At 72.5% G+C, this 25,219-nt stretch carries 24 protein-coding genes; 13 read left to right on the top strand and 11 right to left on the bottom strand.

Going from position 1 to position 25,219, the window contains the following annotated elements; all coding sequences use genetic code 11:
• Entirely contained in the window at positions 1 to 2,313 is a 2,313-nt protein-coding gene (locus tag ACFO3Q_RS10380; RefSeq protein ID WP_377004601.1) for an FdhF/YdeP family oxidoreductase, read from the bottom strand.
• A gap of 101 nt (positions 2,314 to 2,414) precedes the next feature.
• Positions 2,415 to 3,269 carry an MBL fold metallo-hydrolase gene (locus tag ACFO3Q_RS10375; RefSeq protein WP_377004600.1) on the bottom strand — a complete coding sequence of 285 codons (855 nt, stop codon included), beginning with the start codon at positions 3,267 to 3,269 and terminating at the stop codon, positions 2,415 to 2,417.
• 150 nt (positions 3,270 to 3,419) lie between these two features.
• Here ACFO3Q_RS10375 and ACFO3Q_RS10370 point away from each other — a divergent pair, with 150 nt between their 5' ends.
• The 3 genes from ACFO3Q_RS10370 (at position 3,420) to ACFO3Q_RS10360 (ending at position 6,416) form a co-directional block, all read left to right on the top strand.
• Positions 3,420 to 4,349, top strand: a complete 930-nt coding sequence (locus ACFO3Q_RS10370; protein WP_377004599.1) for an ABC transporter ATP-binding protein — start codon at positions 3,420 to 3,422, stop codon at positions 4,347 to 4,349.
• On the top strand, positions 4,346 to 5,107 hold the full coding sequence (locus ACFO3Q_RS10365; protein ID WP_377004598.1) for an ABC transporter permease: 762 nt from the start codon (positions 4,346 to 4,348) through the stop codon (positions 5,105 to 5,107). The genes ACFO3Q_RS10370 and ACFO3Q_RS10365 overlap by 4 nt, the downstream gene beginning before the upstream one ends.
• A gap of 115 nt (positions 5,108 to 5,222) precedes the next feature.
• Positions 5,223 to 6,416, top strand: coding sequence for a PQQ-dependent sugar dehydrogenase (locus ACFO3Q_RS10360; RefSeq protein ID WP_377004597.1), 1,194 nt, complete (start codon positions 5,223 to 5,225; stop codon positions 6,414 to 6,416).
• A 46-nt stretch (positions 6,417 to 6,462) separates the two neighbouring features.
• Here the strand turns inward: ACFO3Q_RS10360 and ACFO3Q_RS10355 are convergent, their stop codons facing one another.
• Genes ACFO3Q_RS10355 through ACFO3Q_RS10345 form a run of 3 tightly spaced genes read right to left on the bottom strand, consistent with a single transcriptional unit; the run spans position 6,463 to position 8,601 of the window.
• Complete coding sequence (locus ACFO3Q_RS10355; RefSeq protein WP_377004596.1) at positions 6,463 to 6,945, bottom strand: metallophosphoesterase family protein; 483 nt, start codon at positions 6,943 to 6,945, stop codon at positions 6,463 to 6,465.
• Positions 6,942 to 8,198: an RNA polymerase sigma factor gene (locus tag ACFO3Q_RS10350; RefSeq protein WP_377004595.1), complete on the bottom strand. Its 1,257-nt coding sequence runs from the start codon at positions 8,196 to 8,198 to the stop codon at positions 6,942 to 6,944. Before ACFO3Q_RS10350 ends, ACFO3Q_RS10355 begins: the two co-directional genes overlap by 4 nt.
• A 7-nt stretch (positions 8,199 to 8,205) precedes the next feature.
• A complete protein-coding gene (locus ACFO3Q_RS10345; RefSeq protein ID WP_377004594.1) occupies positions 8,206 to 8,601 on the bottom strand; it encodes a YciI family protein in 396 nt (131 codons plus the stop codon).
• Between the two features lie 459 nt (positions 8,602 to 9,060).
• Between ACFO3Q_RS10345 and ACFO3Q_RS10340 the strand changes: the two genes are divergently transcribed.
• Positions 9,061 to 10,050 (top strand): MDR/zinc-dependent alcohol dehydrogenase-like family protein, encoded by a 990-nt coding sequence (locus tag ACFO3Q_RS10340; protein WP_377004593.1) that lies wholly within the window; start codon positions 9,061 to 9,063, stop codon positions 10,048 to 10,050.
• Positions 10,047 to 11,057, top strand: a complete 1,011-nt coding sequence (locus ACFO3Q_RS10335) for a Gfo/Idh/MocA family protein (protein ID WP_377004592.1) — start codon at positions 10,047 to 10,049, stop codon at positions 11,055 to 11,057. The genes ACFO3Q_RS10340 and ACFO3Q_RS10335 overlap by 4 nt, the downstream gene beginning before the upstream one ends.
• Positions 11,058 to 11,159: 102 nt before the next feature.
• Here ACFO3Q_RS10335 and ACFO3Q_RS10330 read toward each other — a convergent pair whose 3' ends face one another.
• Positions 11,160 to 12,170: a UDP-glucuronic acid decarboxylase family protein gene (locus tag ACFO3Q_RS10330; RefSeq protein WP_377004591.1), complete on the bottom strand. Its 1,011-nt coding sequence runs from the start codon at positions 12,168 to 12,170 to the stop codon at positions 11,160 to 11,162.
• Between the two features lie 333 nt (positions 12,171 to 12,503).
• Here ACFO3Q_RS10330 and ACFO3Q_RS10325 point away from each other — a divergent pair, with 333 nt between their 5' ends.
• The 6 genes from ACFO3Q_RS10325 to ACFO3Q_RS10300 all read left to right on the top strand — a co-directional run bounded on the left by ACFO3Q_RS10325 (position 12,504) and on the right by ACFO3Q_RS10300 (position 20,124).
• Complete coding sequence (locus ACFO3Q_RS10325) at positions 12,504 to 13,619, top strand: NAD-dependent epimerase/dehydratase family protein (protein WP_377004590.1); 1,116 nt, start codon at positions 12,504 to 12,506, stop codon at positions 13,617 to 13,619.
• A 74-nt stretch (positions 13,620 to 13,693) separates the two neighbouring features.
• A complete protein-coding gene (locus tag ACFO3Q_RS10320) occupies positions 13,694 to 15,736 on the top strand; it encodes an SDR family NAD(P)-dependent oxidoreductase (RefSeq protein WP_377004589.1) in 2,043 nt (680 codons plus the stop codon).
• The gene (locus tag ACFO3Q_RS10315; RefSeq protein ID WP_377004588.1) at positions 15,718 to 16,821 is read left to right on the top strand and encodes a glycosyltransferase family 4 protein; all 1,104 of its coding nucleotides are present in this window, start codon (positions 15,718 to 15,720) and stop codon (positions 16,819 to 16,821) included. Before ACFO3Q_RS10320 ends, ACFO3Q_RS10315 begins: the two co-directional genes overlap by 19 nt.
• Positions 16,809 to 17,924 (top strand): CgeB family protein, encoded by a 1,116-nt coding sequence (locus ACFO3Q_RS10310; protein WP_377004587.1) that lies wholly within the window; start codon positions 16,809 to 16,811, stop codon positions 17,922 to 17,924. Before ACFO3Q_RS10315 ends, ACFO3Q_RS10310 begins: the two co-directional genes overlap by 13 nt.
• Complete coding sequence (locus ACFO3Q_RS10305; RefSeq protein WP_377004586.1) at positions 17,921 to 19,021, top strand: CgeB family protein; 1,101 nt, start codon at positions 17,921 to 17,923, stop codon at positions 19,019 to 19,021. The genes ACFO3Q_RS10310 and ACFO3Q_RS10305 overlap by 4 nt, the downstream gene beginning before the upstream one ends.
• Before the next feature lie 8 nt (positions 19,022 to 19,029).
• A complete protein-coding gene (locus ACFO3Q_RS10300) occupies positions 19,030 to 20,124 on the top strand; it encodes a CgeB family protein (protein ID WP_377004585.1) in 1,095 nt (364 codons plus the stop codon).
• Between the two features lie 109 nt (positions 20,125 to 20,233).
• Here ACFO3Q_RS10300 and ACFO3Q_RS10295 read toward each other — a convergent pair whose 3' ends face one another.
• The 4 genes from ACFO3Q_RS10295 to ACFO3Q_RS10280 all read right to left on the bottom strand — a co-directional run bounded on the left by ACFO3Q_RS10295 (position 20,234) and on the right by ACFO3Q_RS10280 (position 22,618).
• Positions 20,234 to 20,953: a ThuA domain-containing protein gene (locus tag ACFO3Q_RS10295; protein WP_377004584.1), complete on the bottom strand. Its 720-nt coding sequence runs from the start codon at positions 20,951 to 20,953 to the stop codon at positions 20,234 to 20,236.
• An 82-nt stretch (positions 20,954 to 21,035) separates the two neighbouring features.
• On the bottom strand, positions 21,036 to 21,755 hold the full coding sequence (locus ACFO3Q_RS10290) for an SIR2 family NAD-dependent protein deacylase (protein WP_377004583.1): 720 nt from the start codon (positions 21,753 to 21,755) through the stop codon (positions 21,036 to 21,038).
• Positions 21,756 to 21,783: 28 nt separating this feature from the next.
• Complete coding sequence (locus tag ACFO3Q_RS10285; protein ID WP_377004582.1) at positions 21,784 to 22,071, bottom strand: hypothetical protein; 288 nt, start codon at positions 22,069 to 22,071, stop codon at positions 21,784 to 21,786.
• Positions 22,072 to 22,123: 52 nt separating this feature from the next.
• The gene (locus tag ACFO3Q_RS10280; protein WP_377004581.1) at positions 22,124 to 22,618 is read right to left on the bottom strand and encodes a peroxiredoxin; all 495 of its coding nucleotides are present in this window, start codon (positions 22,616 to 22,618) and stop codon (positions 22,124 to 22,126) included.
• A gap of 160 nt (positions 22,619 to 22,778) precedes the next feature.
• Between ACFO3Q_RS10280 and ACFO3Q_RS10275 the strand changes: the two genes are divergently transcribed.
• Positions 22,779 to 23,222 (top strand): Hsp20/alpha crystallin family protein, encoded by a 444-nt coding sequence (locus ACFO3Q_RS10275; RefSeq protein ID WP_377004580.1) that lies wholly within the window; start codon positions 22,779 to 22,781, stop codon positions 23,220 to 23,222.
• Between the two features lie 477 nt (positions 23,223 to 23,699).
• Positions 23,700 to 24,587 carry a DnaJ C-terminal domain-containing protein gene (locus tag ACFO3Q_RS10270; protein ID WP_377004579.1) on the top strand — a complete coding sequence of 296 codons (888 nt, stop codon included), beginning with the start codon at positions 23,700 to 23,702 and terminating at the stop codon, positions 24,585 to 24,587.
• A gap of 23 nt (positions 24,588 to 24,610) precedes the next feature.
• Here the strand turns inward: ACFO3Q_RS10270 and ACFO3Q_RS10265 are convergent, their stop codons facing one another.
• Positions 24,611 to 25,198, bottom strand: coding sequence for a DedA family protein (locus ACFO3Q_RS10265; protein WP_377004578.1), 588 nt, complete (start codon positions 25,196 to 25,198; stop codon positions 24,611 to 24,613).
• Positions 25,199 to 25,219 lie beyond the last annotated feature (21 nt).

Below are 25,219 nucleotides of genomic sequence, written 5' to 3'. Positions count from 1 at the left end.
TCAGGGCGACCAGGGCTGGGCACTCGCGCGGACCCGTACCGGGACCGACTTGGCGGCCGGCACCTGGCTCTCGTCGGCGTGGTGCCACAGGGGAATGAGCGGATTGCACTCGGGGTAGTACGCGGCGCAGGCGCCCTGCGGCACGTCGTACTCGACCACGCGCATGTTCTCCACCCGCCGCACCTCGCCGTCCCGCGCCGCGCCCTCCAGGGTCACCACGTCGCCGTCGGCCAGGCCGAAGCGCTCCAGGTCGCGGGCGTTCATCATCACCACGCGGCGGGTGCCCTGGATGCCGCGGAAGCGGTCGCGGTAGCCGTAGATGGTGGTGTTGAACTGATCGTTGCTGCGCACGGTCATGAGCCGCAGGACGTCGTCGCCGGGCGCGGCCACCTCGGCGAAGCTGTCCATCTTCTCCGGCGTCACGAAGTTGGCCTTGCCGGTCTCGGTCTTCCAGACGCGATGGCGTGCCGGCAGCGGGCGCGGGAAGCCGCCGGGCGTCCACATGCGCGCGTTGAAGTCGGCGAACTGGTCGGGCCAGGTGCGCTCGATGGCGTCGCGGATCTTCGCGTAGTCGGCGACCCACGCGTCCCACGGCACCTTCGGGTTGTGGGGCAGGGCGGCCTTGGCGATCTCGGCCACGATGCGCGGCTCGGACAGCAGGTGCGGGCTGGCCGGCTCGTGCCGGCCCTTCGAGCCATGGATGCAGGCCGAGGTGTCCTCCATGCTCACCGACTGCTCGACGCCGTTCTGCACGTCGCGCTCCAGGCGTCCGAGGCAGGGGAGCAGGTAGGTGACCTCGGCCGGGATCAGGTGGCTGCGGTTGAGCTTGGTGGCGACCTGCACGCTCAGGCGCATGCGGGTCCATGCGCGTTCCATCCTGGCGTGCTCGGGCACCGCGCGCAGGAAGTTGCCGCCCAGGCTCACGAAGGCGCGGATCTTCCCTTCGAGGATGGCCTCGCAGGCGGGGATGGTCGCCAGCCCCTCCTTGCGCGGCGGGTCGAAGCCGTAGAGTTCCGCGAGCTTGTCCAGGGGCACCAGCTCGGGCTTCTCGGCGATGCCCACGGTGCGCTGGCCCTGCACGTTCGAGTGGCCGCGCACCGGCAGGATGCCGGCGCCGGGCTTGCCGATGTTGCCGCGGAGCAGCAGCAGGTTGATCAGCATCCGCGCGTTGGTGACGCCGTCCTTGTGCTGGGTCAGACCCATGCCGTAGATGCCGATCGCGCTCTCGGCGGAGGCATAGACCCGCGCGGCGCCTTCGAGCGCTTCGCGCGAGAGGCCGCTGTCGCGCTCGATGTCGCTCCAGGACGTGGCCCGCACCCAGGCCTCGAATTCCCCCAGTCCGTGGGTGTGCTGTTCGAGGAAATCCACGTCGAGGACGCGCGGCCGGCCTGCGGCCTTCGCTTCGTCGTCCAGCGCGAACAGCGCCTTGCACATGCCGGCGATGGCGGCGATGTCGCCGCCCGGCTTGAGCTGGTGGTACTGGCTGCTGATCGGCGTGTCCTTGCCGCTGAGCATCTCCGGCGGCGACTGTGGGTTGAGGAAGCGCTCCAGCCCGCGCTCGCGCAGGGGATTGAAGGTGATGATGGGCACGCCGCGCTTGCTGCACTCCTGGAGCGGATGGAGCATGCGCGGGCTGTTGACGCCCGGGTTCTGGCCGAAGAACAGCAGACAGCCGGTCTTCTCGAAATCGTCCAGCACCGTGGTTCCCACCGGGACGCCGATGCTCTTGGGCAGGGCCACGGAGGTGGACTCGTGGCACATGTTCGAGCTGTCGGGCAGGTTGTTGTTGCCGTACAGGCGCGCCAGCAGCTGGTACATGTAGCTGGTCTCGAGCGAGGCGCGGCCCGAGGCATAGAAGACCGCCGACTCGGGGTCCTCCTCGCGGATGGCCCTGAGCTCGCGCCCGATCTCGGCGAAGGCTTCGCTCCACTCGACGGGGACGTACTTGTCGCTGGCGGGATCCCAGCGCATCGGGTGGGTGAGCCGCCCCTGGTCCTCGAGGTCGTGGTCGGGCCAGGTGCGGAACTCGGCGAGGGTGTGGCGCGCGAACAGGGCGGGCGTCGCGCGCTTGTCGGTGATCTCCCAGAGCGTCGCCTTGGCGCCGTTCTCGCAGAACTCGAAGGGATGCGGCTCGGCAGGCTTGCTCCACGCGCAGCTCACGCAGGCGAAGCCGTGCGGCTTGTTCTGGTGGATCAGGAGGGGCGGTGCCGCCAGAGGCACCCGTTGCGCCGTGGTGTGGCGCGCCAGCGAGCGCACGGAGCCCCAGCCGCCGGCCGGGCCTTCGTAAGGGGTGAAGCTGATCCTGCGAGCCATCCGCGGCCTCCTGCGTGTGGTGGGCGTGGCCGCCGGTGTCCGGCGAGCGGTCCCGATGGTGGCTGCGCCCGGGTCGACGTGCGGTGGATGCGCGCGCCGCGTCAGGCCACGGGCGTCTGGAGCGGCCGGCCGGCCGCCCGTTCGAACTCGTCCGGATCGTGCGAGCACAGCAGGGCGACCTCGCCGCCGTGCACGTGGGCGAGCTCGCGCAGGCGCGCCTGGTTCCCGAGGCGCAGCCCACGGTCCTTCTCCATCAGCGTCTGGTACATGCGCAGGCCGGGCGTGCACCACGGCGCGTGGTAGTCCATCTCGCGGTGGTGGAAGTAGGCGTCCCCGGCGAGCAGGAGCCAGCCGGCACCGGTGTGCACCGCGACGCCGGCGTGGCCGTGGGTGTGCCCGGGGAGGGGCACCATCAGGATCTCCGGGGGGAGCCCGGACAGCTCGCGCACGCAGGCGAAGCCGTACCACGGCTCGCCCTTGCCGGCCTCGTAGACGTGCCAGCCCTGGCGGCTGGACCACTGCTGCGGGCGGAAGCGCTGGCGGTCCAGCCAGGTCCGCTGGGCGACCGCCTCGTCGCGCTCGCGCCGCATCAGGTGCACGCGCGCATGCGGGAAGTCGTCGAGGCCGCCGGCGTGGTCGAAGTCGAGATGGGTCAGGACGATGTGGCGCACGTCGCGCGGGTCGAAGCCGAGCCGCTCGATCTGGCGGATCGCGGTCATCGACGCGACGAACCGGGGGCTCAGCAGGGTCAGGAAGAAGGCGCTGAGCCGGCTGCGCGGATGGCGCACGTCGGCGAGTCCGAAGCCGGTGTCCACGAGCACCAGGCCCTGCGGGGTCTCCACCAGCAGGCAGTGGCAGGCCAGTTCGCCGCGTTCCAGTGCGGAGGGCGAGCGCCCGTCCATGAGGCGGCCGCCGAGCGGGCAGGAGGAGATGCAGTTGAGGTGATGGATGCGCATGGCGGGCCTCGACGCGACCGGTCCCGGCAGCCTCGCCCGGACGCGATCAGCGGGCGGTGAACCGGGCGGGACCCGCCGGTCGACGCACCCGGCCGCCGCCGCTGGACTACCATCCGCAATCCGCTCCCCGCGCCGTCGCCGAGGCATCCCGTGCAACCGGTCATCTCCGTCCGCGGCCTCACCAAGACCTATGCCTCCGGCCACCAGGCGCTCAAGGGCATCGACCTCGACATCGGCCGCGGCGAGATCCTCGCCCTGCTCGGGCCCAACGGCGCGGGCAAGACCACGCTGATCGGCGCGATCTGCGGCATCGTCCGGCCCACTTCGGGCACGGCGACGGTCGACGGGCACGACATCGTCCGCGACTACCGTGCGGCGCGCTCCAGGATCGGCCTGGTGCCGCAGGAGCTGACCACCGACGCCTTCGAGACGGTGTGGGCGACGGTGAAGTTCAGCCGCGGCCTGTTCGGCAGGCCGCCGGATCCCGCCTACCTGGAGAAGGTGCTGCGCGCCCTCTCGCTGTGGGACAAGCGCGACAGCAGGATCATGGCGCTGTCCGGCGGCATGAAGCGGCGCGTGCTGATCGCCAAGGCGCTGGCGCACGAGCCGGAGATCCTGTTCCTCGACGAACCCACCGCGGGGGTGGACGTCGAGCTGCGGCACGACATGTGGAACATCGTGCGCGGGCTGCGCGAGCGCGGCACCACCATCATCCTCACCACCCACTACATCGAGGAGGCCGAGGAGATGGCCGACCGCATCGGCGTGATCCACCGCGGCGAACTCGTCCTGGTCGAGGAGAAGGCGGCCCTGATGCGCAAGCTCGGCAGCAAGCGGCTGACCCTCCAGCTGCAGGCCCCGCTGGCGGCCATTCCCGAGGCGCTGGCGGGCTATCCGCTGTCGCTGTCGGAGGACGGCGCCGAACTCGTCTACACCTTCGAGACCCAGGGTGCCGAGACCACCGGCATCGCCGACCTGCTGCGGCGCCTCGACGAGGCCGGCATCGACTTCAAGGACCTGCATTCCAGCCAGAGCTCGCTGGAGGAGATCTTCGTCGGCCTGCTGAGGGAGCGCGCATGAACGTCCACGGCATCCGCGCGATCTACGTGTTCGAGATGGCGCGTACCGGGCGCACCCTGCTGCAGAGCGTCGTGCAGCCCGTGCTGATCACCTGCCTGTACTTCCTCGTGTTCGGCTCGGCCATCGGCGGGCGCATGGGCGAGATCGACGGGGTGAGCTACGGCGCCTTCATCGTGCCCGGGCTGGTCATGCTCTCGCTGCTGACCGAGAGCATCTCCAACGCCTCGTTCGGCATCTACATGCCGAAGTGGTCGGGCACCATCTACGAGCTGCTGTCGGCGCCGGTGTCGTGGGTGGAGGCGGTGGTCGGCTACGTGGGCGCGGCGGCGACCAAGTCGATCGTCGTGGGCACCCTGATCATGCTCACCGCGCGGCTGTTCGTGCCCTACGAGATCGCCCACCCGGCGTGGATGCTCCTGTTCCTGGTGCTGACCTCGGTCGCCTTCAGCCTGTTCGGCTTCATCATCGGCGTCTGGGCCGACAGCTTCGAGCGCCTGCAGCTGGTGCCCTTCCTGATCGTGACGCCGCTGACCTTCCTGGGCGGCGCGTTCTACTCAATCGACATGCTGCCGGCGCCCTGGGACCGCATCACCCTCGCCAATCCCGTGGTCTATCTGGTGAGCGGCTTCCGCTGGAGCTTCTACGGGATCTCCGACGTCGCGGTCGGGACGAGCCTGGCGATGACGCTGCTGTTCCTGGTCCTCTGCCTGGTCTGTGTGTGGTGGATATTTCGTACCGGTTACAGGCTCCGGCAGTGAGCCGCGGCGCGCGCCGGACGCAGCATTCCGGCACGGCCGGTGCGTGTCGTGGGAAACTCCGCGACCTGCCGGCGGCAGCAAGGCGCCGGCCCGGACCGTCCCGAAGGAGATTCCAATGAAGAAGAACGCGATCGCCGCAGCCTGCCTCACGGCCCTTCTCGCCGCCTGCAACGCACCGGACGCCTCGAACGGCGCGACCGCCGCGCAGGCCGGCGCGGCCGCCCCCGCCGGACAGACCGCCCCCGCGACCGTCGCCGCCGACGGCCGGCCGTTCCAGGTCGAGGACGTGGCGACCTTCGAGGAGCCCTGGGCCATGACCTTCCTTCCCGACGGGCGCCTGCTGGTGACCGAGAAGAAGGGCGCGCTCAAGGTGTTCGACCCGACCACCGGCGAGCGCGGCGACGTCGCCGGCGTGCCCGACGTCGACTACGGCGGCCAGGGCGGTTTCGGCGACGTGGTCCTGCATCCGCAGTTCGCCGAGAACGGCCTGGTCTACATCAGCTACGCGGAGGCGGGCGAGGGCGACACCCGCGGCGGCGCGGTCGCGCGCGCGCGGCTGGAGCTCGACGGAAACGGCGGCAACCTCGCCGACCTGGAGGTCATCTGGCGCCAGGTGCCCAAGGTCGACGGTCGCGGCCATTACGGCCACCGCATCGCCTTCGACGCCGACGGCTACCTGTGGATCACCTCCAGCGAGCGCCAGAAGTTCACGCCGGCGCAGGACATGGACTCCAACCTCGGCAAGCTGGTGCGCCTGAACGACGACGGCTCGGTCCCGGCCGACAATCCCTTCGTCGACCAGGGCGAGATCGCCTCGCAGGTCTGGTCGCTGGGCCACCGCAACATGCTCGGCATCGACTTCGATCCGGAGGGACGGCTGTGGGTGCACGAGATGGGCCCCGCCGGCGGCGACGAGCTCAACCTGATCGAGCGCGGCGCCAACTACGGCTATCCCGAGGTCTCCAACGGCAACCACTACGACGGCCGCGAGATCCCCAACCACGACACGCGGCCGGAGTTCGCGGCGCCGGCGGTCACCTGGTGGGAGGCGATCTCCCCGGCGGGCTTCGTCATCTACACCGGCGACCAGTTCCCGGCCTGGCAGGGCAGCGGCTTCATCGGCGGCCTGTCCTCGCAGAGCCTGGTGCGCGTGGAGTTCGACGGCACCGCCGCGCGCGAGGCGGAGCGCTTCGACATGGGCCAGCGCATCCGCGAAGTCGAGCAGGGGCCGGACGGCGCGCTCTGGGTGCTGGAGGACATGCGCAGCGGGCAGGGCGGCCGCCTGCTGAAGCTGATCCCCGCCGGCTGACGGCGGAACGCGCTCCGGACGAACGGCGCCTGCGGGCGCCGTTCTTCTAGGCGATGCGCCTGCCGTCGAGAAGGTCGACGATGCCGGCGGCGACGCGCGCGCCGTCGATGCGCAGTTCGCCGATGGCGACCGGCAGCCGGAACCGCCGCGGGCCGGCGCTGCCCGGGTTCAGGTGGAGCACCCCGTCGCGCATCCCGCAGCGCGGGACGTGCGAGTGCCCGGAGACCACGACCCGCACGCCCTCCGCCGCCGGATCGCCCGGCAGCGTCTTGAGGTCGTGCAGCATCAGGACGTCCACGTCCCCGAGCCGGATCCGCACGGTCTCCGGCAGGGCGCTGGCCCAGGCCGCCGTGTCGACGTTGCCGCGGATGGCCGTCACCGGCGCCAGCGTGCGCAGCGCGTCGAGCACCTCCGGCCTGCCGATGTCGCCCGCGTGCAGGATGCGGTCGCAGCCCTCGAGGAAGGCCAGCGCCTCGGGCCGCAGCAGGCCGTGGGTGTCGGCGACGACGCCGATCCGCAGCGCGCTCACGCCCGCTCCAGCGCGCGGATGCGCCCTTCGAGGAAGCGCCGCTCCGGCGCCTGCCGCGCGAGCGCGAGCGCACGCCGGTAGGCCTCCGCCGCCTCGGCGCTGCGTCCGAGCCTGCGGCACAGGTCGGCGCGGGCCGCGTGCGCGAGGTGGTAGTCGCGGAGATCGCCGTCGAGCAGGGCATCGACCAGCGGGAGGCCGTGCTCCGGTCCGTCGCGCATGGCCACCGCCACCGCGCGGTTCAGCGCGACCACGGGAGAGGGATCGCACTGCATCAGCAGGCCGTACAGGCCGACGATGCGGGACCAGTCGGTGGCCTGGGCGTCGGGCGCTTCCGCGTGCACGGCCGCGATGGCCGCCTGCAGCGTGTAGGGCCCGATGCGCCGCGCGCGCAGCGCGGTGCGCACCAGCGCGCAGCCCTCGTCGATCGCCGCGCGGTTCCACAGACCGCGGTCCTGCGCGTCGAGCAGCACCAGGTCGCCGTCGGGCGCGGTGCGCGCGGCGCGCCGCGCGTCGTGCAGCAGCATCAGCGCCAGCAGCCCCAGGGTCTCGGAATCCGGCAGCAGCTCGACCAGGAGGCGGCCGAGGCGGATCGCCTCGCCGGCGAGGTCGGCGCGCACGTGGCTGTCTCCGGCGGTGGCCGAATAGCCCTCGTTGAAGACCAGGTAGACCACGTGCAGCACCGCGTCGAGCCGCTCCGGCAGTTCCGTGCGCGGCGGCACCTCGTAGGGGATGCGGCTGTCGCGGATCTTGGCCTTGGCGCGCACGATGCGCTGCGCGACGGTGGGCGTGGGCACGAGGAAGGCCCGCGCGATCTCCTCGGTGGCGAGCCCGCAGATCTCGCGCAGCGCCAGGGCCACCTGGGCATCGGGCGCGAGCGCGGGATGGCAGCAGGTGAACAGCAGGCGCAGGCGGTCGTCCTCGAGGTGCGGATCCTCGATGTCGGCGGGATCGTCGCTGCCGCCGGCGTGCAGGCGCTCGGCGATGTCGGCGAGGGCGGCGTCGAAGCGCGCGCGGCGGCGCAGCGCGTCGATGGTGCGGAATCGCCCGGCCGAGACCAGCCAGGCGCGCGGGTTGTCCGGCACGCCGTCGCGCGGCCACTGCTCGACGGCCGAGCGGAAGGCCTCGTGCAGCGCCTCCTCGGCGAGATCGAAGTCGCCGAGCAGGCGGATCAGCGTCGCCAGGACCCGGCGCGATTCCTCGCGGTAGATCCGGTCGACGACGGTGGCGATGGCGGCGGCGGCGACGGCCGACACCGTCGGATCAACCCTGGGCCAGGGCGGCGTCCGCGGCGGGGGCGCTGCGCAGCGGCGGCAGTTCGTCGAGCGGGCGGATCTCGACGCTGCCGGTGCGCGTCCACGGGAAGCGCGCGGCGATGCGGATCGCCTCGTTGAGGTCGCGCGCCTCGATCAGGTTGTAGCCGCCGACGAACTCGCGGGTCTCGGCGAACGGCCCGTCGGTGGTGGACAGGCGGCCGTTGCGCATGCGCAGGGTGGTGGCCGTCTCGGCGCCGGCGAGCTTCTGGGAGGCGAGCAGGTGGCCGCTCTCGCGCAGCTCGGCGGCGTGCGCGAGGCATTCCTGCATCATGGCGTCGTACTCGCCCGGCGGCAGCGCGTCGAGCAGGGCGGGGTCGGTGTTGATCAGCAGGAGGTATTTCATCGCGGCGGCTCCGTGGGGTTCGACCCTGGTCGTTCTGCGCGGCCGATGATCGACATCCCGGGCCGGGATTGCACGCCGCGGCGCGGCGACGCGCGCCGGAAGGCGCTGGCGCCCGGCGGATGTCGGAAGAAGAAGGGGACCCCGGCGCCGCTACGTGGAATGGTCGGGGAATGACCGTCGCGGTGCCTCACGGCAGGGCGGAGGGGGAAACCGACGTCCGGGGCCCGCGCATTGTCGCGCGTCCGCGGCCGCCGCGCCGTCGGGTGGCCGCCTTGTCGCGTGTAGGAAAAACCCCTATGGCGCGGTCGTCCTTCCCATGATTGTGCCTCGGCGAGGCCGCGTCGGCGGCTGCAGGACGCGCCCGGGATCTTCTTCTTCATCTTCCTTTCGCCCCGTCTCCGCTTCCATGCGCGGTCGTCACGGCTGCCGCAGCGCCGCCGTCCCAGCGAAGGAGAACCGATGCCGCCGTCCCCCACCGCGCCCATGCGCGCCGCCGTCCTCGTCGAGCCGGGCCGTTTCGATCTGCAGCAGGTCCCCCGCCCGGAACCCGGTCCCGGACAGGTCCGCATCCGCCTGGAGGGCAGCGGCGTGTGCGCGTCGAACATCCCCGCGTTCGAGGGCCGCGAGTGGTTCCAGTATCCCATGCCGCCCGGCGACCTCGGCCATGAGGGCTGGGGCGTGGTGGATGCGGTGGGCGAGGGCGTGGAGGACGTCGTCGTGGGCGACCGGGTCGCGGCGCTGTCGTTCAGGGCCTACGCGGAGTACGACCTCGCCGATGCCGACAAGCTGGCCAGGCTGCCCGCCGCGCTCGACGGCCAGCCCTTCCCGGGCGAGGCGCTGGGCTGCGTCATGAACATCTTCCGCCGCGCGGACATCCGCGCCGGGCAGACGGTGGCCATCGTCGGCGTCGGCTTCCTCGGCGCCGCGCTCACCCAGCTCGCGGCGCAGGCCGGTGCGCGCGTCGTCGGCATCTCGCGCCAGGCCTCCTCGCTCGCGCTCGCGCGCGAATGCGGCGCGGCCGAGACCATCGCGATGAACGACCACTGGGAGATCATCGAGCAGGTCAGGCAGCTCACCGGCGGTAGGTTCTGCGAGCGCGTGATCGAGGCGACCGGCAAGCCGTGGCCCCTGGACCTCGCCGGCGAGCTCACCGGCGAGGGCGGCAGGCTGGTGATCGCCGGCTTCCACCAGGACGGGCTGCGCCAGGTCAACGTACAGCTGTGGAACTGGCGCGGCATCGACGTCGTCAACGCGCACGAGCGCGATCCGCGGGTCGCGCTCGACGGGCTGCGGCGTGCGGTCGAGGCGGTCGCGGACGGTCGCCTGCGCCTCGCTCCCCTGCTGACGCACCGCTTCCCGCTGGCGCGCATCACCGACGCGCTCAACGCGGTGAAGGACAGGCCCGAGGGCTTCACCAAGTGCGTGGTGCTGATGGAGGAGGCGGCATGAGCGCGGTGGCTCCGCTGCGCCTCGGCTTCCTCGGCGTCGGCTGGATCGGGCGCCATCGCATGCAGGCGCTGCTCGACGCGGGCCTGGCCGAAGCGGTGGCGATCGCCGACCCGGACGCCGCCTGCATGGAGGAGGCGCTCAAGGCCGCGCCCGGCGCCATCCGCTGCACCGGGCTGGACGACATGCTCGCGCATCCGCTGGACGGCGTGGTCATCGCCACGCCCAGCGCCGCCCACGCGGTCCAGTCCATCGCCGTGCTGGAGCGCGGCCTGCCGGTGTTCTGCCAGAAGCCGCTGGGACGCGACGGCGCCGAGGTGCGTGCGGTGGTCGAGGCCGCGCGGCGCGCGGACCGGCGCCTCGGCGTGGACCTGAGCTATCGCCACCTTGCCGGCATGGACAGCGTCCACGCACTGCTGCGCGAGGGCGCGCTCGGCGACGTCCACGGCGTGCAGCTGGTCTTCCACAACGCCTACGGGCCGGGCAAGGACTGGTTCTACGACCGCGCGCAGGCCGGCGGCGGCTGTGTCATCGACCTCGGCATCCACCTCATCGACCTCGCCCTGTGGCTGCTCGGCAATCCCACGGTGGAGCACGTCAGCAGCCGCTGCTTCGCGCGGGGCAGGCCGCTGCGGGAGACGCCGGACGCGGTGGAGGACTACGCCAGCGCACGCCTGGACCTCGCTGGCGGCGCCGCCATCGACATGAGCTGCTCGTGGAACCTGCCGATCGGCATCGACTGCGAGATCGGCATGCGCATCTACGGCACCCGCGGCGGCGTCGGCCTGCGCAACGTCGACGGCTCGTTCTACGACTTCGTGATCGAGCGCTTCGACGGACGCCAGCGCCAGCAGCTCGCCGGGCCGCCCGACGCGTGGGGCGGACGCGCGGCCCTGGCCTGGGCCGAGGCGGTGCGGCGCGACCGCGGCTTCGACGCCTCCGCCGACGGTCTGGTCGAGGTCGCCGAGATCCTCGACCGCATCTATGGGAGCGAGCAATCAGAGGTTTGAGGAGTGAGGAGCGAGTGGGAAGAGCGGGCGACGAAAGCGGGGCGACGCCTGCGCCTTCCTCGTTTCTCGTTCCTGGCCACTCACTCCTCGAGCTGTAACGGCCTACTGCTGCGCCATCCGGGCCCCGCGCGGCGCGAGCATGGCGGCGTCGGTGCGGGCGGCGGCGATGGTGCGGGCGAGCCCGTCGCGCGGGTCCACGCGGGGCGACCAGCCCAGCAGCTCCTGCGCCATGGCGATGTCGGGGCGGCGGCGGCGCGGGTCGTTCTCGGGCAGCGGATGGAAGCTGAGCGTCGAACGGCTGCCGGTCAGTTCGAGGACGAGTTCGGCGATCTCGCGCACGGTCATCTCGACCGGGTTGCCGAGGTTGACCGGGCCGGGGTGCTCCACGCGCATGTAGCGCAGGATGGCTTCGACCAGGTCGGAGACGTACTGCAGGCTGCGCGTCTGCGCGCCGTCGCCGAACACCGTGAGCGGCTCGCCGGCCAGCGCCTGCCGCACGAAGTTGGTGACGATGCGTCCGTCGTGCGGGTCCATGCGCGGGCCATAGGTGTTGAAGATGCGGATGATCCGCACCGACAGGCCGTGGGTGCGGTGGTAGGCCATGGTGGCCGCCTCCGCGTAGCGCTTGCCCTCGTCGTACATGCTGCGGGGGCCGTTCGGGTTGACGTTGCCCCAGTGCTCTTCCTTCTGCGGATGGTGCAGCGGGTCGCCGTAGACCTCGCTGGTGCTGGCGAGGAGGAAGCGCGCGCGCTTGGCGCGTGCGAGCTCGAGCAGGTGGTGGGTGCCGACACTGTTGACGGTCAGCGTCTCGATCGGCCAGCGCTGGTACTTGGGCGGCGATGCCGGGCTGGCGAGGTGCATGACCCAGTCGAGGCCTTCCTCGATCTCGAAGGGAAGGCCGACGTCGTGCTGGATGAAGCGGAAGCGTCCATGCCCGCGCAGGTGGTCGAGGTTCTCGCTGCGGCCGGTGATCAGGTTGTCGATCCCGACGACGCGGTGGCCGTCGGCGAGGAGCCGATCGACCAGGTGGCTGCCGATGAAGCCGGCGGCGCCGGCCACCAGCACCGTCATGGGCCGCTCGCCGTGCAGTGGGAAGACGTTGTCTTTGCTCATCAGGCAGCTTCCTTCTCGTTCGGGCGCCTTCGGGGGCGGGCAGCAGCAGCCTGCGATCTTCTTGATCGGTGCAAGGTGAATCACGGCCGCATGATCAGGCTGAACCGGGGTGCCGCTGCGTCCGCCGCGTCGCAGCGCATGCGTCGCGCGTACGGACGTTGCTGCTGCGCCTCATCTTCATCCGGTGATCGCGCCCGGTCTCCGACTCTTTTTTTGCCACGCGCTCACGTGCAGCGCCCGCACGTTCCGATGCTGCGTCATCGGACGTCGCGGAAAGGCGAGCGCCGGCACGGCGCCAGCGTCTTCCATCACCTCGTCAGGAGCAGACACGGCATGAGCAAGACCCTTCTCATCACAGGCGGCGCGGGCTTCATCGGCTCCTACCTGGCCGACCAGCTGCTGGAGGAGGGTCATCGCGTCCGCGTGCTCGACAACCTCAGTCCGCAGGTGCACGGCGGCGACTGCATGCGGCCGGACTACCTCGTCGACGACGTGGAGCTGGTCCGCGGCGACGTGCGCGATCCCGACGCCGTGCAGAAGGCGCTGGACGGCGTCGACGGCGTCTACCACCTGGCCGCGGCGGTCGGCGTCGGACAGAGCATGTACCAGGTCGCCGAGTACACCTCGATCAACAACATGGGCACGGCGGTGCTGCTCGAGGCCCTGATCGAGAAGCCGGTCGAGCGCCTCGTGGTCGCGTCGAGCATGAGCATCTACGGGGAGGGCATGTACCGCACGGCGCTCGGGCAGGCCGTGCCCGGCCAACGCCGCGGGCGCGAGCAGCTCAAGCAGGCGCGCTGGGAGCTGCACGACGCCGAGGGCGCGGCGCTGGAGCCGGTGCCCACCGCCGAGGACAAGCAGCCGGACCTGTCCTCGGTCTACGCGCTGTCGAAGTACGACCAGGAACGCCTGTGCCTGATGATCGGCGAGGCCTACGGCATCCCGACCACGGCGATGCGCTTCTTCAACGTCTACGGGCCGCGGCAGGCGCTCTCGAATCCCTACACCGGCGTGCTCGCGATCTTCGCCTCGCGCTTCCTCAACGGGAAGCCGCCGCTGGTGTTCGAGGACGGCCTGCAGCGCCGCGACTTCGTGAGCGTGCACGACGTGGCGCGCGCCTGCCGGCTCGCCTACGCGACGCCCGACGCGGCGGGCCGGGTGTTCAACGTCGGCAGCGGCAACGCCTACACGGTCCGCGAAATCGCCGAGCGCGTCGGCGCGGCCATCGGCAAGCCGCTCGCGCCGGAGATCACCGGCAAGTACCGGGTGGGCGACATCCGCCACTGCTTCGCCGACGTCACGCTCGCCGGCCAGGTGCTCGGCTACCGCCCGCAGGTGACGCTCGAGGACGGGCTGGCCGAGCTGGTGGAGTGGCTGCCGCGGGCCTCCGCCGTCGACCGCGTCGACCAGGCCGGCCAAGAGCTCGCCCGCCGCGGGCTGACCCTGTGAGCGGTGCCGCGTCCATGCGCACCTCCGAATCCACGCAAGCAGCGTCCGGCCACACCGGGCACGAGGAGAACACGATGAGCGACGCCCCCCGATCCGGCACCCGTCCGGCGCCTCCGCTCGGCGTCCTGGAGTGGTTCTGGATGGGCGACCATGACGTGGTCGAGGCCACCATCGACGACCTGCGCCGCCTCGGCGTGCGCCACCTGCGCTTCGGCGTGTCCTGGGCCGACTACCTCCGCGATGGCGGCCCCGAGTGGTACGACTGGCTGATCCCGCGGCTCGCCGCGCACTTCGAGCTGCTGCCCTGCTTCCTGTACACGCCGCCGTCGATGGGCGAGGTGCCGAGCACCGCCGCGCCGCCGCGCGACCTCAAGGCCTACGCCGACTTCCTCGACGTGTGCATCACCCGCTACGGCGAGCATTTCGAGTACGTCGAGCTGTGGAACGAACCCAACAACGTGCTGGAGTGGGACTTCGGGCTCGACAAGGCCTGGACGAAGTTCTGCGAGATGGTGGGGAAGGCCGCGTACTGGGCGCGGCACCGCGGCAAGAAGACCGTGCTCGGCGGCATCAGCCCGATCGACCCGCACCTCCTCCAGACCCTGTTCGACAACGGGCTCATGCCCCACATCGACGTGGTCGGCGTGCACGCCTTCCCGGGCAGCTACGACACGCCCGGCCAGGCGTGGGTGGAGCGCATCCAGCGCGTGATCGAGGTGCTGCGCGAGAACGGCCATCCCGGCGAGGTCTGGCTGACCGAGACCGGCTACTCCACCTGGCGGCACGACGAGTTCGAGCAGGTGCGGCTGGCGGCGGAGACCCTGGACCTGCCGGTCGAGCGCATCTACTGGCTGTCGCTGCACGACCTGCGCAGCGAACGGCCGTCCATCGCCGGCCTGCGCAACGACCCGCGCGACTACCACTTCGGCCTCAAGTCCGCGGGCGGGCGGCCCAAGCTGCTGTACCGCCTGTGGGCCGAGCACGGGATGGACGGCGTGCGCCGCGCCGCGACCTGGGCCAGCCGCTCCCGCAGCAACGGCCCGGTCACCCTCGTCACCGGCGGCGCCGGTTTCGTCGGCTCCAACCTGGCCTCGCGGCTGGCGCGCGAGGGCCGGCGGGTGCGCGTGCTGGACAACCTCTCGCGGCCCGGCGTCGAGAAGAACCTCCAGTGGCTGCGCAGCATGCACGGCGACGCCATCGAGTTCGTGCCCGCCGACCTGCGCGACCGCGAGGCAGTGGCCGAGGCGGTGGCCGGCGCGACCCAGATCTTCCATCTCGCCGCGCAGGTCGCGGTCACCTCCAGCCTCGAGGACCCGATCACCGACTTCGAGATCAACCTCGGCGGCTCGGTGAACCTGCTGGAGGCCGCGCGGCGCCAGCCGAAGGTGCCGGGCATCGTGTTCGCCTCGACCAACAAGGTCTACGGCGGCCTCGACGACATCGCGCTCGAGGTGGTGGACCGCCGCTACCAGCCGGTGGACCCGGGCCACCTGGCCCATGGCGTCGGCGAGGACCGTCCGCTCGACTTCCACAGCCCCTACGGCTGCTCCAAGGGCGGCGCCGACCAGTACATCGTCGACTACGCGCGCTGCATGGGCGTGCCCTCGGTGGTCTTCCGCATGAGCTGCATCTACGGCCCGCGGCAGTTCGGCACCGAGGACCAGGGCTGGGTGGCGCACTTCCTGATCCGCGCGATGCGCGGCGAGCCGATCACCCTGTACGGCGACGGCATGCAGGTACGCGACATCCTGCACGTCAACGATCTCCTCGACGCCTACCTGCTCGCCGAGAAGAACCTCGCGCGCTTCTCGGGGCAGGTGTTCAACATGGGCGGCGGGCCCGCCAACACCATCAGCCTGCTGCAGTTGCTGGACTGGATCGCCGAGCTCAACGGCCGCCGGCCGGAGGTGACCTTCGGCGACTGGCGGCCGGGCGACCAGCGCTACTATGTCTCCGACACCCGCCGCTTCGCCGCGGCCGCCGGATGGCGCCCGCGCATCGCCGCGCGCGAGGGCGTGGGCGACCTGTTCCGCTGGCTGCGCGACTCCTACGTCGTCCCCCGCACCGCCGGCCGCGAATCCGAACCGAGCACGATGGCATGCGCGTCCAGCGTGTGATGATGAGCGCCGACGCGGTCGGCGGCGTCTGGACCTATGCGCTGGAGCTGGCGCGCGGCCTCGCGGAGGAGGGGGTGGAAACGCTGCTGGCCGTGCTGGGCCCGGCGCCCGGGCCGCAGCAGCGGGCCGAGGCGTCGGCGATTCCCGGCCTGCGCCTGCGACACGGCGACTTCCCGCTGGAGTGGATGCACGACGCCATGCCGGCCCAGGACGCCGCGGGGGCGTGGCTGCTCGCGCTGGCCCGGGACTTCGCGCCGGACGTGGTGCACCTGAACCACTACTGCCACGGCCATCTCGACTGGCCGGCGCCGGCCCTGGTCGTCGCGCATTCCTGCGTCTTCTCGTGGCATGCGCACGTCCGCGGCCGGCCGCCGGGACCCGAATGGCAGGCCTACCGCGACGGCGTGACGCGCGGGCTGCGCGGCGCCGCGCTGGTGGTCGCCCCGACGCGCGCCATGCTCGCCGACGCCGAGCGCCACTACGGGCCGTTCCGCGCCGGCCGCGTCGTCCACAACGGTCGCCGCGCGGAGGACTTCCCGCCGCGCCCCAAGCGCGCGCTCGTGCTGAGCGCGGGCCGGCTCTGGGACGAGGCCAAGAACGTCGGTGCGCTCGCCGTCGCCGGCCACAGCCTGCCGTGGCCGGTACACGTGGCGGGCGAGGCGCGGCATCCGGAAGGCGGCGTGGCCGGGTTCGACGGACTGCATCCGCTCGGACGGCTCGATGCGGCGCGCATGGCGGCCGCCTACGGCGAGGCCGCCATCTATGCGCTTCCGGCGCGCTACGAACCCTTCGGGCTGTCCGCGCTCGAGGCGGCGCTCGCCGGCTGCGCCCTGGTGCTGGGCGACATTCCCTCGCTGCGCGAACTCTGGGACGGGGCGGCGACCTTCGTGCCGCCGGACGATCCCGATGCCATCGCCGCCGCGCTGCACGCACTCGTCGAGGACGCGCCGGAGCGCGAACGCCGGGCCGCGCTGGCGCGGGCGCGGGCCGCGACCTATTCGAGCGCGCGCACGACCGCCGCCTACCTCGACGCCTACAGCCGGCTCATCCACGCCAACCACGAGGCCACCGCATGCACGTCGTGATGTTCTACCACTCGCTGCTTTCCGACTGGAACCACGGCAACGCGCACTTCCTGCGCGGCGTCGCCAGCGAGCTGCAGCGGCGCGGGCATCGCGTCAGCGTGTACGAACCTGCCGGCGCATGGAGCCTGGAGAACCTGCTCGCCGAGCAGGGCATGGCGCCGGTGGAGGCCTTCCATCGCGCCTACCCGGGGCTGACCAGCCACGTCTACCGGCCGGAGGCCCTCGATCTCGATGCGGCGCTCGACGACGCCGACCTGGTGCTCGTGCACGAGTGGAACGAGCATGCCCTGGTGCGCCGCATCGGCGAACACCGGCGCGACAACGGCCATTACCGCCTGCTGTTCCACGACACCCACCACCGCGCGGTCAGCGAGCGCGAGGCCATGGCCCGCTACGACCTCACCCACTACGACGGCGTGCTGGTCTTCGGCGAGGTGATCCGCGCGCTCTACCTGGACAACGGCTGGGCGCAGCGCGCCTGGACCTGGCACGAGGCGGCGGACGCGCACGTCTTCCGGCCCGACGGGCGCGTGCGCCCCGAAGCGGACCTGGTGTGGATCGGCAACTGGGGCGACGACGAGCGCACCCAGGAGCTGCACGCCTTCCTGCTGGACCCGGCACGCGACCTCGGCCTGAGCGGCACCATCCACGGCGTGCGCTATCCGGACGCGGCGAGGGCGGCGGTCGCGGCGGCCGGCCTGGACTACCGCGGCTGGCTCGCCAACTTCGAGGCGCCGCGCGTCTTCGCGCGCCACAGGGTGACCGTGCACGTGCCGCGCCGGCCCTACGTGCGCATGCTTCCCGGCATCCCGACAATCCGCCCGTTCGAGGCGCTGGCCTGCGGTATCCCGCTGGTGAGCGCGCCCTGGCGCGACGCGGAGGGGCTGTTCTCGCCGGGCAGCGACTTCCTGGTGGCCGAGGACGGCGCGGCCATGCGCCGGCACCTGCGCGACCTCGTCAACGACGCGGACATGGCGCGCGAACTCGCCGCGCGCGGCCGCGCGACCGTGCTCGCCCGGCACACCTGCGCACACCGCGTCGACGAACTCCTGGGCATCCACGCCGAACTCGCAGCGGCCCCTCTCGAAAAGGACTACGCATGAAATTCGCCTTCTTCGGATCGAGCCTGGTCTCCGCCTACTGGAACGGAGCGGCCACCTACTACCGCGGCCTGATCCGCAACCTCGCCGCGCGCGGGCACAGCATCACCTTCTACGAGCCCGACGCCTTCGAGCGCCAGGCGCACCGGGACATGCCGGATCCGGACTGGGCGCGCGACGTGGTCTACGGCACCGGGTCGCTGGAACCGATGCGGCGGGCGCTCGCGGACGCCGCGGACGCCGACGTCATCGTCAAGACCTCGGGCGTGGGCATCTTCGACCACGAGCTGGAGGCGGGCGTGCTCGAACTGAAGCGCTCCGGCAACGTGGTGATCTTCTGGGACGTGGACGCGCCTGCCACCCTGGACAGCGTGCACGCCGATCCCGGCAACCCGTTCCGCGCGCTCATCCCGCGCTACGACATGATCTGCACCTACGGCGGCGGCAAGCCCGTGGTCGACGCCTACCTCGCGCTCGGCGCGCGGCACTGCGAGCCGGTCTACAACGCGCTCGACACCGACACCCACCACCCGGTCGAGCGCGACCCGCGCTTCGCGTGCGACCTCGGCTTCCTCGGCAACCGGCTGCCCGACCGCGAGGCGCGGGTGGAGCGCTTCTTCCTCGCCGCGGCCGCGGCGCGTCCGGAGATGCGCTTCCTGCTTGGCGGCAGCGGCTGGGGCGACAAGCCGATGCCGGGCAACGTCGAGTACCTCGGCCACGTCTACACGCGCGACCACAATGCCTTCAACTGCACGCCGCGCGCGGTGCTCAACGTCAGCCGCGAATCCATGGCCCGCTACGGCTTCTCGCCGGCGACGCGGGTGTTCGAGGCCGCCGGTGCCGGCGCCTGCCTGATCACCGACGCCTGGGAAGGGCTGGAGCTGTTCCTCGAACCCGACCGCGAGGTGCTGGTCGCGCGCGACGGCGACGAGGTCGCCGCCCACCTCGACGCGCTCGACCCGGCACGGGCGGCGGCCATCGGCCAGGCCGCCCTGCGCAAGGTCCGCGCGCACCACACCTATGCGCACCGCGCCGAACAGCTCGAGGCCGTGCTGGAAGGCCGGACCGCGGGCCTCGCGGCCACGGCGGCGATCGCGTGAGGCCCGGCATGCACATCGTCATCCTCGGCCTGTCCATCACCTCGTCCTGGGGCAACGGCCACGCGACCACCTTCCGCGGCCTGGTGCGCGAGCTGGCCGCGCAGGGCCACCGGGTCACCTTCCTCGAGCGCGACGTGCCCTGGTACGCGGCGCACCGCGACCTTCCGCAGCCGCCGTACTGCCGCACCGAGCTCTACGCCGACCTGGCCGACCTGCGCGCGCGCTTCGCGGGCGAGGTCGCCTCGGCCGACGCGACGATCGTGGGCTCCTACGTGCCGGAGGGCGTGGCCGTGGGCGAGTGGGTGCAGGAGACCGCCCGCGGGATCGTCGGCTTCTACGACATCGACACGCCGGTGACCCTCGCCAAGCTGGCCGAGGGCGACCACGAGTACCTGCATCCGAGCCTGATCGCCGGCTACGACGTGTACCTGTCGTTCACCGGCGGGCCGACCCTGGAGCGGCTGGAGCGCGAGTTCGGCTCGCCCTGCGCGCGCGCGCTCCACTGCGCCTTCGACCCGGACCTCTACCACCCCGAAGCGGTGGAGGCGGCCTGGGATCTCGGCTACCTCGGCACCTACAGCGACGACCGCCAGCCGCGCGTGGACAGCCTGCTCGTCCAGCCGGCGCGCCGCTGGCCCGAGGGGCGCTTCGTCGTCGGCGGGCCGATGTACCCGGACACCATCGCGTGGCCCGGGAACGTCGAGCGGCGCGACCACGTGCCGCCGGACGCGCATCGCCGCTTCTACAACCAGCAGCGCTTCACCCTCAACGTCACCCGCGACGACATGATCCGCGCGGGCTGGTCGCCGAGCGTGCGCCTGTTCGAGGCGGCCGCCTGCGGGGTCCCCATCATCTCCGACGCCTGGGAGGGCATCGACAGCCTGTTCCGGCCCGGCGACGAGATCCTGCTGGCGGAGCGGCCGGACGAGGTCCTCGCGATCCTCCAGGGCATGGACGATGCGCAGCGTCGCGCGATCGGCCTGCGCGCGCGCGAGCGGGTCATGGCCGAGCACACCGCGGCGCACCGGGCGGCGCAGCTGGTGGCCCTGCTCGAGGCACTCGCGACCGCGCGGCGTCCCTCGGCGGTGGCCGAGGGCGCCTGATCCGGCGCTTCGCCGGGAATCCCCGGTCGTCGCCAGTGTGGGAGCGGCTTCAGCCGCGACTTGCGGGATCGCGGCCGGACGGGTCGCGGCTTCAGCCGCTCCTGCGAGCCTAGCGGCAGTCGGGCTGCAGGCCGGCGCTCCAGCGCAGGCCGGCGCGCAGGTGCTCCAGGAAGCGCGGGTCGCGGTACAGGGCCTCGGTATGGCCGAGGCCGGTGTACCAGGCGCGGCCGCCGTCGTAGTCGTGGCACCACGCGATGGGATGGTCCGCGCCCATGCGGCCCTCGCGGTGGTCGGCGGTGTCCAGCCGCGCGATGACGCGGACGCGCGGGCGGGGATTCTCGCGGAAGTCGTAGAACTCGTCGGTCACCCGCCATGCGGGGGCATCGGGATCGGCCGGCTCGGCGTGCACGCGCGCGGTCTGCAGGCCCGGCGGGTGGCTCAGGAACCAGGCGCCGACGAGGCCGCCGTACCAGGGCCAGTCGTAGCCGGTGTCGGCCGCGGCGTGGATGCCCAGGTACCCCCCGCCGCGGCGCACGAAGCGTTCCAGCGCGCCCTGGTGGGGCGGGGGGACGGCTTCGCCGGTGGTGTTGGCGAAGACGACCACGGCGACGTCGGCGAGCGCGGCGTCGTCGAACACCGCCGGATCCTCGCTGTGCGCGAAGCCGAGCCCCTCCTCGGCGGCGAGGCGGCGCAGCGCCTCGACGGCGGCGGGGATGGAGTCGTGGCGGAAACCCTCGGTGCGCGTGAACACCAGGACGCGCGGGTGGGCGAGCGCCTGTGCGGCGCCGAGGAGCAGGGCGGTCATGAGGACGAGGCGGTGCAGGCGCATGGCCGGTGGCGGGAAGGCTGCGGTCGGGCCCGCAGCGTGCCATGCCCGTCGCGCCGGTGCGAAGCGCCGCCGACGCCCGGCCTCAGGCCAGCTCCCGCAGCAACCGTTCCACGCCTTCGCTCGCGGGCAGGCGCCACACCTCGTCGAACTGCCAGGGCGCCTCGGGTGCCGCCGGGTTGATGGCGATGACCCGGGTCCGCGGCCGCCGCGCCTGCTGCGGCAGCGCCGCGGCCGGGTACACCAGGCCCGAGGTGCCGACGACCACGAGCAGCTCGCAGTCCGCGACCGCTTCGACCGCGGCGCGCCAGGCGTCCTCCGGCAGGGCCTCGCCGAACCACACCACGTCGGGGCGCAGCGGCCCGCCGCAGGCGGCGCAGGCCGGCGGCGCGCAGGGGGCCTGCGCGTGCAGCCCGGCCAGTCCCTCGCGCATCGGGTCCGGCTGCGGACGCAGGCCGCAGGCGAAGCAGCGCGAGGCCAGCAGCCGGCCGTGGAGGTGGACCACGCCGGTGGAGCCCGCGCGCTCGTGCAGGTCGTCCACGTTCTGCGTCACCACGCGCACGCGGTGCCCCGCGCGGGCCAGCGCGGCGATGCCGAGGTGACCCGCGTTCGGCTGCGCGCGCGCCACCGCGGCCGCACGCCAGCGGTACCAGCCCCAGACCAGGGCGGGATCGGCCTCGAAGGCCTCGGGCGTCGCCAGCCGGGCGGGGTCGTAGTCGGCCCACAGGCCGGTGAGGGCGTCGCGGAAGGTCGGGATGCCGCTCTCGGCGGACATGCCCGCCCCGCTCAGGACGGTGATCCGCAACCCGCGCCTCCGTGGCCGTGCGGCGGCGTCAGACGTCGTTCCCCTCGATGCGCGCCTGCTGCTCGGCGAAGGCGAACATCACGTCGGCGTGGAAGTCCTTGAAGCGGACGTGGCGGTTGTAGGTGCCGATGACGACGGCACGCGCGCCGGTGGTCAGCGTGCTCCGCACGATGCGCCGCGCCGGGCTCAGCGACAGCGTGCGCTCGATGCCTTCGCCCATCTCCCGCAGGTCCGCCCATGCCTCCGCGATCTCGGTGTCGAGGTCGTTCACCATGTTCATCGCCCCCTGGCGCTCGAACGCCAGGGACGATAGCAAGCCCGCGCGTGACGACACCGTCGCAGGGCGACGCCATGCGCGGCACGGCGTCTCAGGCGTCCTGCGCGGGAAGCTGCGCCAGCACGTGCTCGGCCGCGGACACGCGGAACTCGCCCGGCTCCTCGACGTTGACGAAACGCACCACGCCGTCCTCGGCGTACAGGGCGAAGCGGCGGCAGCGCTCGCCCATGCCGAAGCCGCTCGCGTCCATCTCCAGGCCGAGCGCGTGGGTCAGCGCGGCGTTGCCGTCGGCGATCATGCGCAGCGCGGGCGGGACGCCGGCGCTGGCCGCCCAGGCGCGCATCACGAAGGCGTCGTTGACCGCCATGCAGGCGACCTCGACCCCGCGGGCGCGGAAGCGCTCCAGGTGCTCGACGAAGCCCGGCAGGTGGCGCGCGGAGCAGGTGGGGGTGAAGGCGCCCGGCACGCCGAACAGCAGCACGCGGCGGCCGTCGAAGACGTCGGCGGTTCCGACGCTGCGGACCTCCTCGCCGTCGATGAGCTGGAAGGTCGCTGCGGGAAGGGTGTCGCCAGCCTGGATCGGCATCGGGGTCTCCATCGGAAAGGGGGCGGTATACGCGGGCTGAACCGTCGCGGCGGACGCCGGGAAGGCGCCTGCCGGGGGACTTGAAGGGCGCGTCCCGCGCCGCATTTTGCGCGCAGTGGCGGCGCTCGTGTGCGCCGCGTTCGAAAGCGAGGAGCAAGACATGAGCCTGACCCAGTACAACCCGAAGGCCCTGCGCAACCCGCTGCAGGACGAATTCAACAAGGTGCTCGAGCGCTTCCTGGGCGACAACGACCAGTCCAGCGTGGTGACGGCGCAGTGGGCGCCGCGCGTGGACATCAAGGAGGAGTCCGAGCGCTTCGTGATCTTCGCCGACATTCCCGGCGTCGACCCCAAGGACATCGAGGTGCACATGGAGGACGGCGTGCTCACCATCAAGGGCGAGCGCAAGGCCGAGAGCGCCGAGGAGAACGGCAACGGGCGCTACTCGCGCATGGAGCGCTCGCACGGGCTGTTCTACCGTCGCTTCGCGCTGCCCGACAGCGCCGATCCCGACGGCATCACCGCCAGCGGCCGCAACGGCGTGCTGCAGGTCGTGATCCCGAAGCGGCCCGAGACCAAGCCGCGCCGCATCGAAGTGCAGTGAGTTCGGGGAACGCCCGGCGCCGGGTCGTCGCTCCGCCAGCCATCGTCCCCTGCGTCGGGAACGGTGCGCGCCGGGGGCGGCGACCGCCTGGAGCGTGTTGCGCCCTTTGAGATGAGATGCGTGGGCCGTCAGCGGTGCGGAGCGGGTGTTGCAGGGCGCAGCCTTGGCTGGCTGCCAAGGCAAGCCCTGCGGCACCGGCTCCGTGCCGCTGGCGGCCCACCCGGAGGGAAGCGGCCTGGGGCACGCCGATACGGCGTTGCGCGCCTTGCCCAGGCGGCCAGCCTGCGCTGCGGCGCGCGCCTTGTCTCGGCGCACCCCAGGCCGCTTCGCACTCACCTCAAAGGGCACAACACGCTCTAGACTCACCGGCCCGCGGCAGCGCCCGCGGGCCGCGTCGTATCCGCCGCCCGGCGCCGCACGGCCCGCCTTCGCTCCGCGCGAAAGGCGCACCGGCGCGCCGCGATTTTCGGACAAGCCATGCAGTTCAAGGACTACTACGAGACCCTCGGGGTCGAACCCACCGCCGGCGAGGCGGAGATCAAGACCGCCTACCGGCGGCTCGCGCGCAAGTACCACCCCGACGTCAGCAAGGAGGCCGGCGCCGAGGAGCGCTTCAAGGCGGTCAACGAGGCGTACGAGGTGCTGCGCGACGCCGAGAAGCGCGCGGCCTACGACCAGTTGCGCGCCCGCGGCTACCGGCCGGGCGAGGAGTTCCAGCCGCCGCCGAACTTCGGCCAGGGCGGGCCGGGTGGCTTCAACTTCGAGGAGGTGTTCGGTGGCGCGGGCGCCGGCGGCCCCGGCTTCAGCGACTTCTTCGAGTCGCTGTTCGGGCAGCGTCGCGGCGCCGGCCCGCGGGCGGGCCGCGCCGCCGGGGGCGACACCCGCGCCAGGCTCGCCATTCCGCTGGAGCTGGCCTACACCGGCGGCCAGCAGCGCCTGGAGGTCGGCGGGCGCACGCTGGACGTGCGGATCCCGCAGGGCATCCGCCCCGGGCAGGTGATCCGTCTCGCCGGCCAGGGCAGCGGCGGCGGCAACCTGCTGCTGGAGATCGACTACCGCGCGCACCCGCAGTTCGAGGTGGACGGGCGCAACATCCTGCACGTGCTGCAGGTCGCGCCCTGGGAGGCCGCGCTGGGCGCCACCGTGCAGGTGCCGACGCTCGGCGGCAGCGTGGAGCTCAAGATCCCGCCGGACTCGGATGCCGGCCGCAAGCTGCGCCTGCGCGGGCGCGGCCTGCCCGGCACGCCGCCGGGCGACCAGATCGTCGAGCTGGAGATCCGTGCGCCGCGCGCGACCACCGAGGCGCAGCGCGCGCTGTACCGGCAGATGGCGCAGGCCTTCGAGGGCGAGCGCGAGACGCGCTGACGGGACGGAGCGGAGCGGCGGCCTCAGTCGGCCGCCGTCAGCGCGTCGCGGCCGCGCCTGCGCAGCCGGCGCCAGCGCAGCAGTGCGTACGCGCTGGTCGCCGCCACCAGCAGCGCGGCGAGCACCGCCACCCAGTGGTGGACGAGATCGTCCACGTAGGCTTCGAGCGCATTGGCGAGCCCGTAGCCGACGGCGGTGAACACCGCCGCCCAGACCGCCCCTGAGAGCATGTCGAGCGCGAGGAAGCGCCGGCGCGACACCCTGCTCATCCCGATGGCGAAGGGCAGCGCGGTGCGCAGGCCCCACAGGAAGCGCATGCCGAGGATCACCAGGGTCGGGCGCCGCCCCAGCATCTCCAGCGCGCGCCCGACCGGTGCCTGCAGTCGCGGCAGGCGGCCGAGCATGCGCCCGCCGTAGCGGCGGCCCAGGGTGAAGTAGAGGTTGTCCGAGACCAGTGCGGCGGCATAGCCGCAGGCGAACACGGCGAAGGGATCGAGCCGCCCGGCCTGGGCGAGGTAGCCGCCGGCGACGAGGGCGGCCTCGCCCTCGACGAGGCCGGCGAGGAAGAGCGCGGGATAGCCGAAGAGGGCGACGAGGGCGGCGGGGTCCAAGGAATGGGCTCGTTGGGGGGC

This window comes from Coralloluteibacterium thermophilum (assembly GCF_042654365.1).
GTDB lineage: Bacteria > Pseudomonadota > Gammaproteobacteria > Xanthomonadales > Xanthomonadaceae > Coralloluteibacterium > Coralloluteibacterium thermophilum.
Note: the sequence above shows the minus strand (reverse complement) of the source record. Positions and strands in the feature narration are given on the sequence as shown.

Coding starts and splice junctions, on each gene's coding strand:
- ACFO3Q_RS10325 (WP_377004590.1), top strand. CDS start 12,504: ATGAGCAAGACCCTTCTCATCACAGGCGGCGCGGGCTTCATCGGCTCC.
- ACFO3Q_RS10270 (WP_377004579.1), top strand. CDS start 23,700: ATGCAGTTCAAGGACTACTACGAGACCCTCGGGGTCGAACCCACCGCC.
- ACFO3Q_RS10305 (WP_377004586.1), top strand. CDS start 17,921: ATGAAATTCGCCTTCTTCGGATCGAGCCTGGTCTCCGCCTACTGGAAC.
- ACFO3Q_RS10320 (WP_377004589.1), top strand. CDS start 13,694: ATGAGCGACGCCCCCCGATCCGGCACCCGTCCGGCGCCTCCGCTCGGC.
- ACFO3Q_RS10380 (WP_377004601.1), bottom strand. CDS start 2,313: ATGGCTCGCAGGATCAGCTTCACCCCTTACGAAGGCCCGGCCGGCGGC.
- ACFO3Q_RS10295 (WP_377004584.1), bottom strand. CDS start 20,953: ATGCGCCTGCACCGCCTCGTCCTCATGACCGCCCTGCTCCTCGGCGCC.
- ACFO3Q_RS10275 (WP_377004580.1), top strand. CDS start 22,779: ATGAGCCTGACCCAGTACAACCCGAAGGCCCTGCGCAACCCGCTGCAG.
- ACFO3Q_RS10360 (WP_377004597.1), top strand. CDS start 5,223: ATGAAGAAGAACGCGATCGCCGCAGCCTGCCTCACGGCCCTTCTCGCC.
- ACFO3Q_RS10365 (WP_377004598.1), top strand. CDS start 4,346: ATGAACGTCCACGGCATCCGCGCGATCTACGTGTTCGAGATGGCGCGT.
- ACFO3Q_RS10335 (WP_377004592.1), top strand. CDS start 10,047: ATGAGCGCGGTGGCTCCGCTGCGCCTCGGCTTCCTCGGCGTCGGCTGG.
- ACFO3Q_RS10300 (WP_377004585.1), top strand. CDS start 19,030: ATGCACATCGTCATCCTCGGCCTGTCCATCACCTCGTCCTGGGGCAAC.
- ACFO3Q_RS10375 (WP_377004600.1), bottom strand. CDS start 3,269: ATGCGCATCCATCACCTCAACTGCATCTCCTCCTGCCCGCTCGGCGGC.
- ACFO3Q_RS10340 (WP_377004593.1), top strand. CDS start 9,061: ATGCCGCCGTCCCCCACCGCGCCCATGCGCGCCGCCGTCCTCGTCGAG.
- ACFO3Q_RS10315 (WP_377004588.1), top strand. CDS start 15,718: ATGCGCGTCCAGCGTGTGATGATGAGCGCCGACGCGGTCGGCGGCGTC.
- ACFO3Q_RS10330 (WP_377004591.1), bottom strand. CDS start 12,170: ATGAGCAAAGACAACGTCTTCCCACTGCACGGCGAGCGGCCCATGACG.
- ACFO3Q_RS10280 (WP_377004581.1), bottom strand. CDS start 22,618: ATGCCGATCCAGGCTGGCGACACCCTTCCCGCAGCGACCTTCCAGCTC.
- ACFO3Q_RS10310 (WP_377004587.1), top strand. CDS start 16,809: ATGCACGTCGTGATGTTCTACCACTCGCTGCTTTCCGACTGGAACCAC.
- ACFO3Q_RS10345 (WP_377004594.1), bottom strand. CDS start 8,601: ATGAAATACCTCCTGCTGATCAACACCGACCCCGCCCTGCTCGACGCG.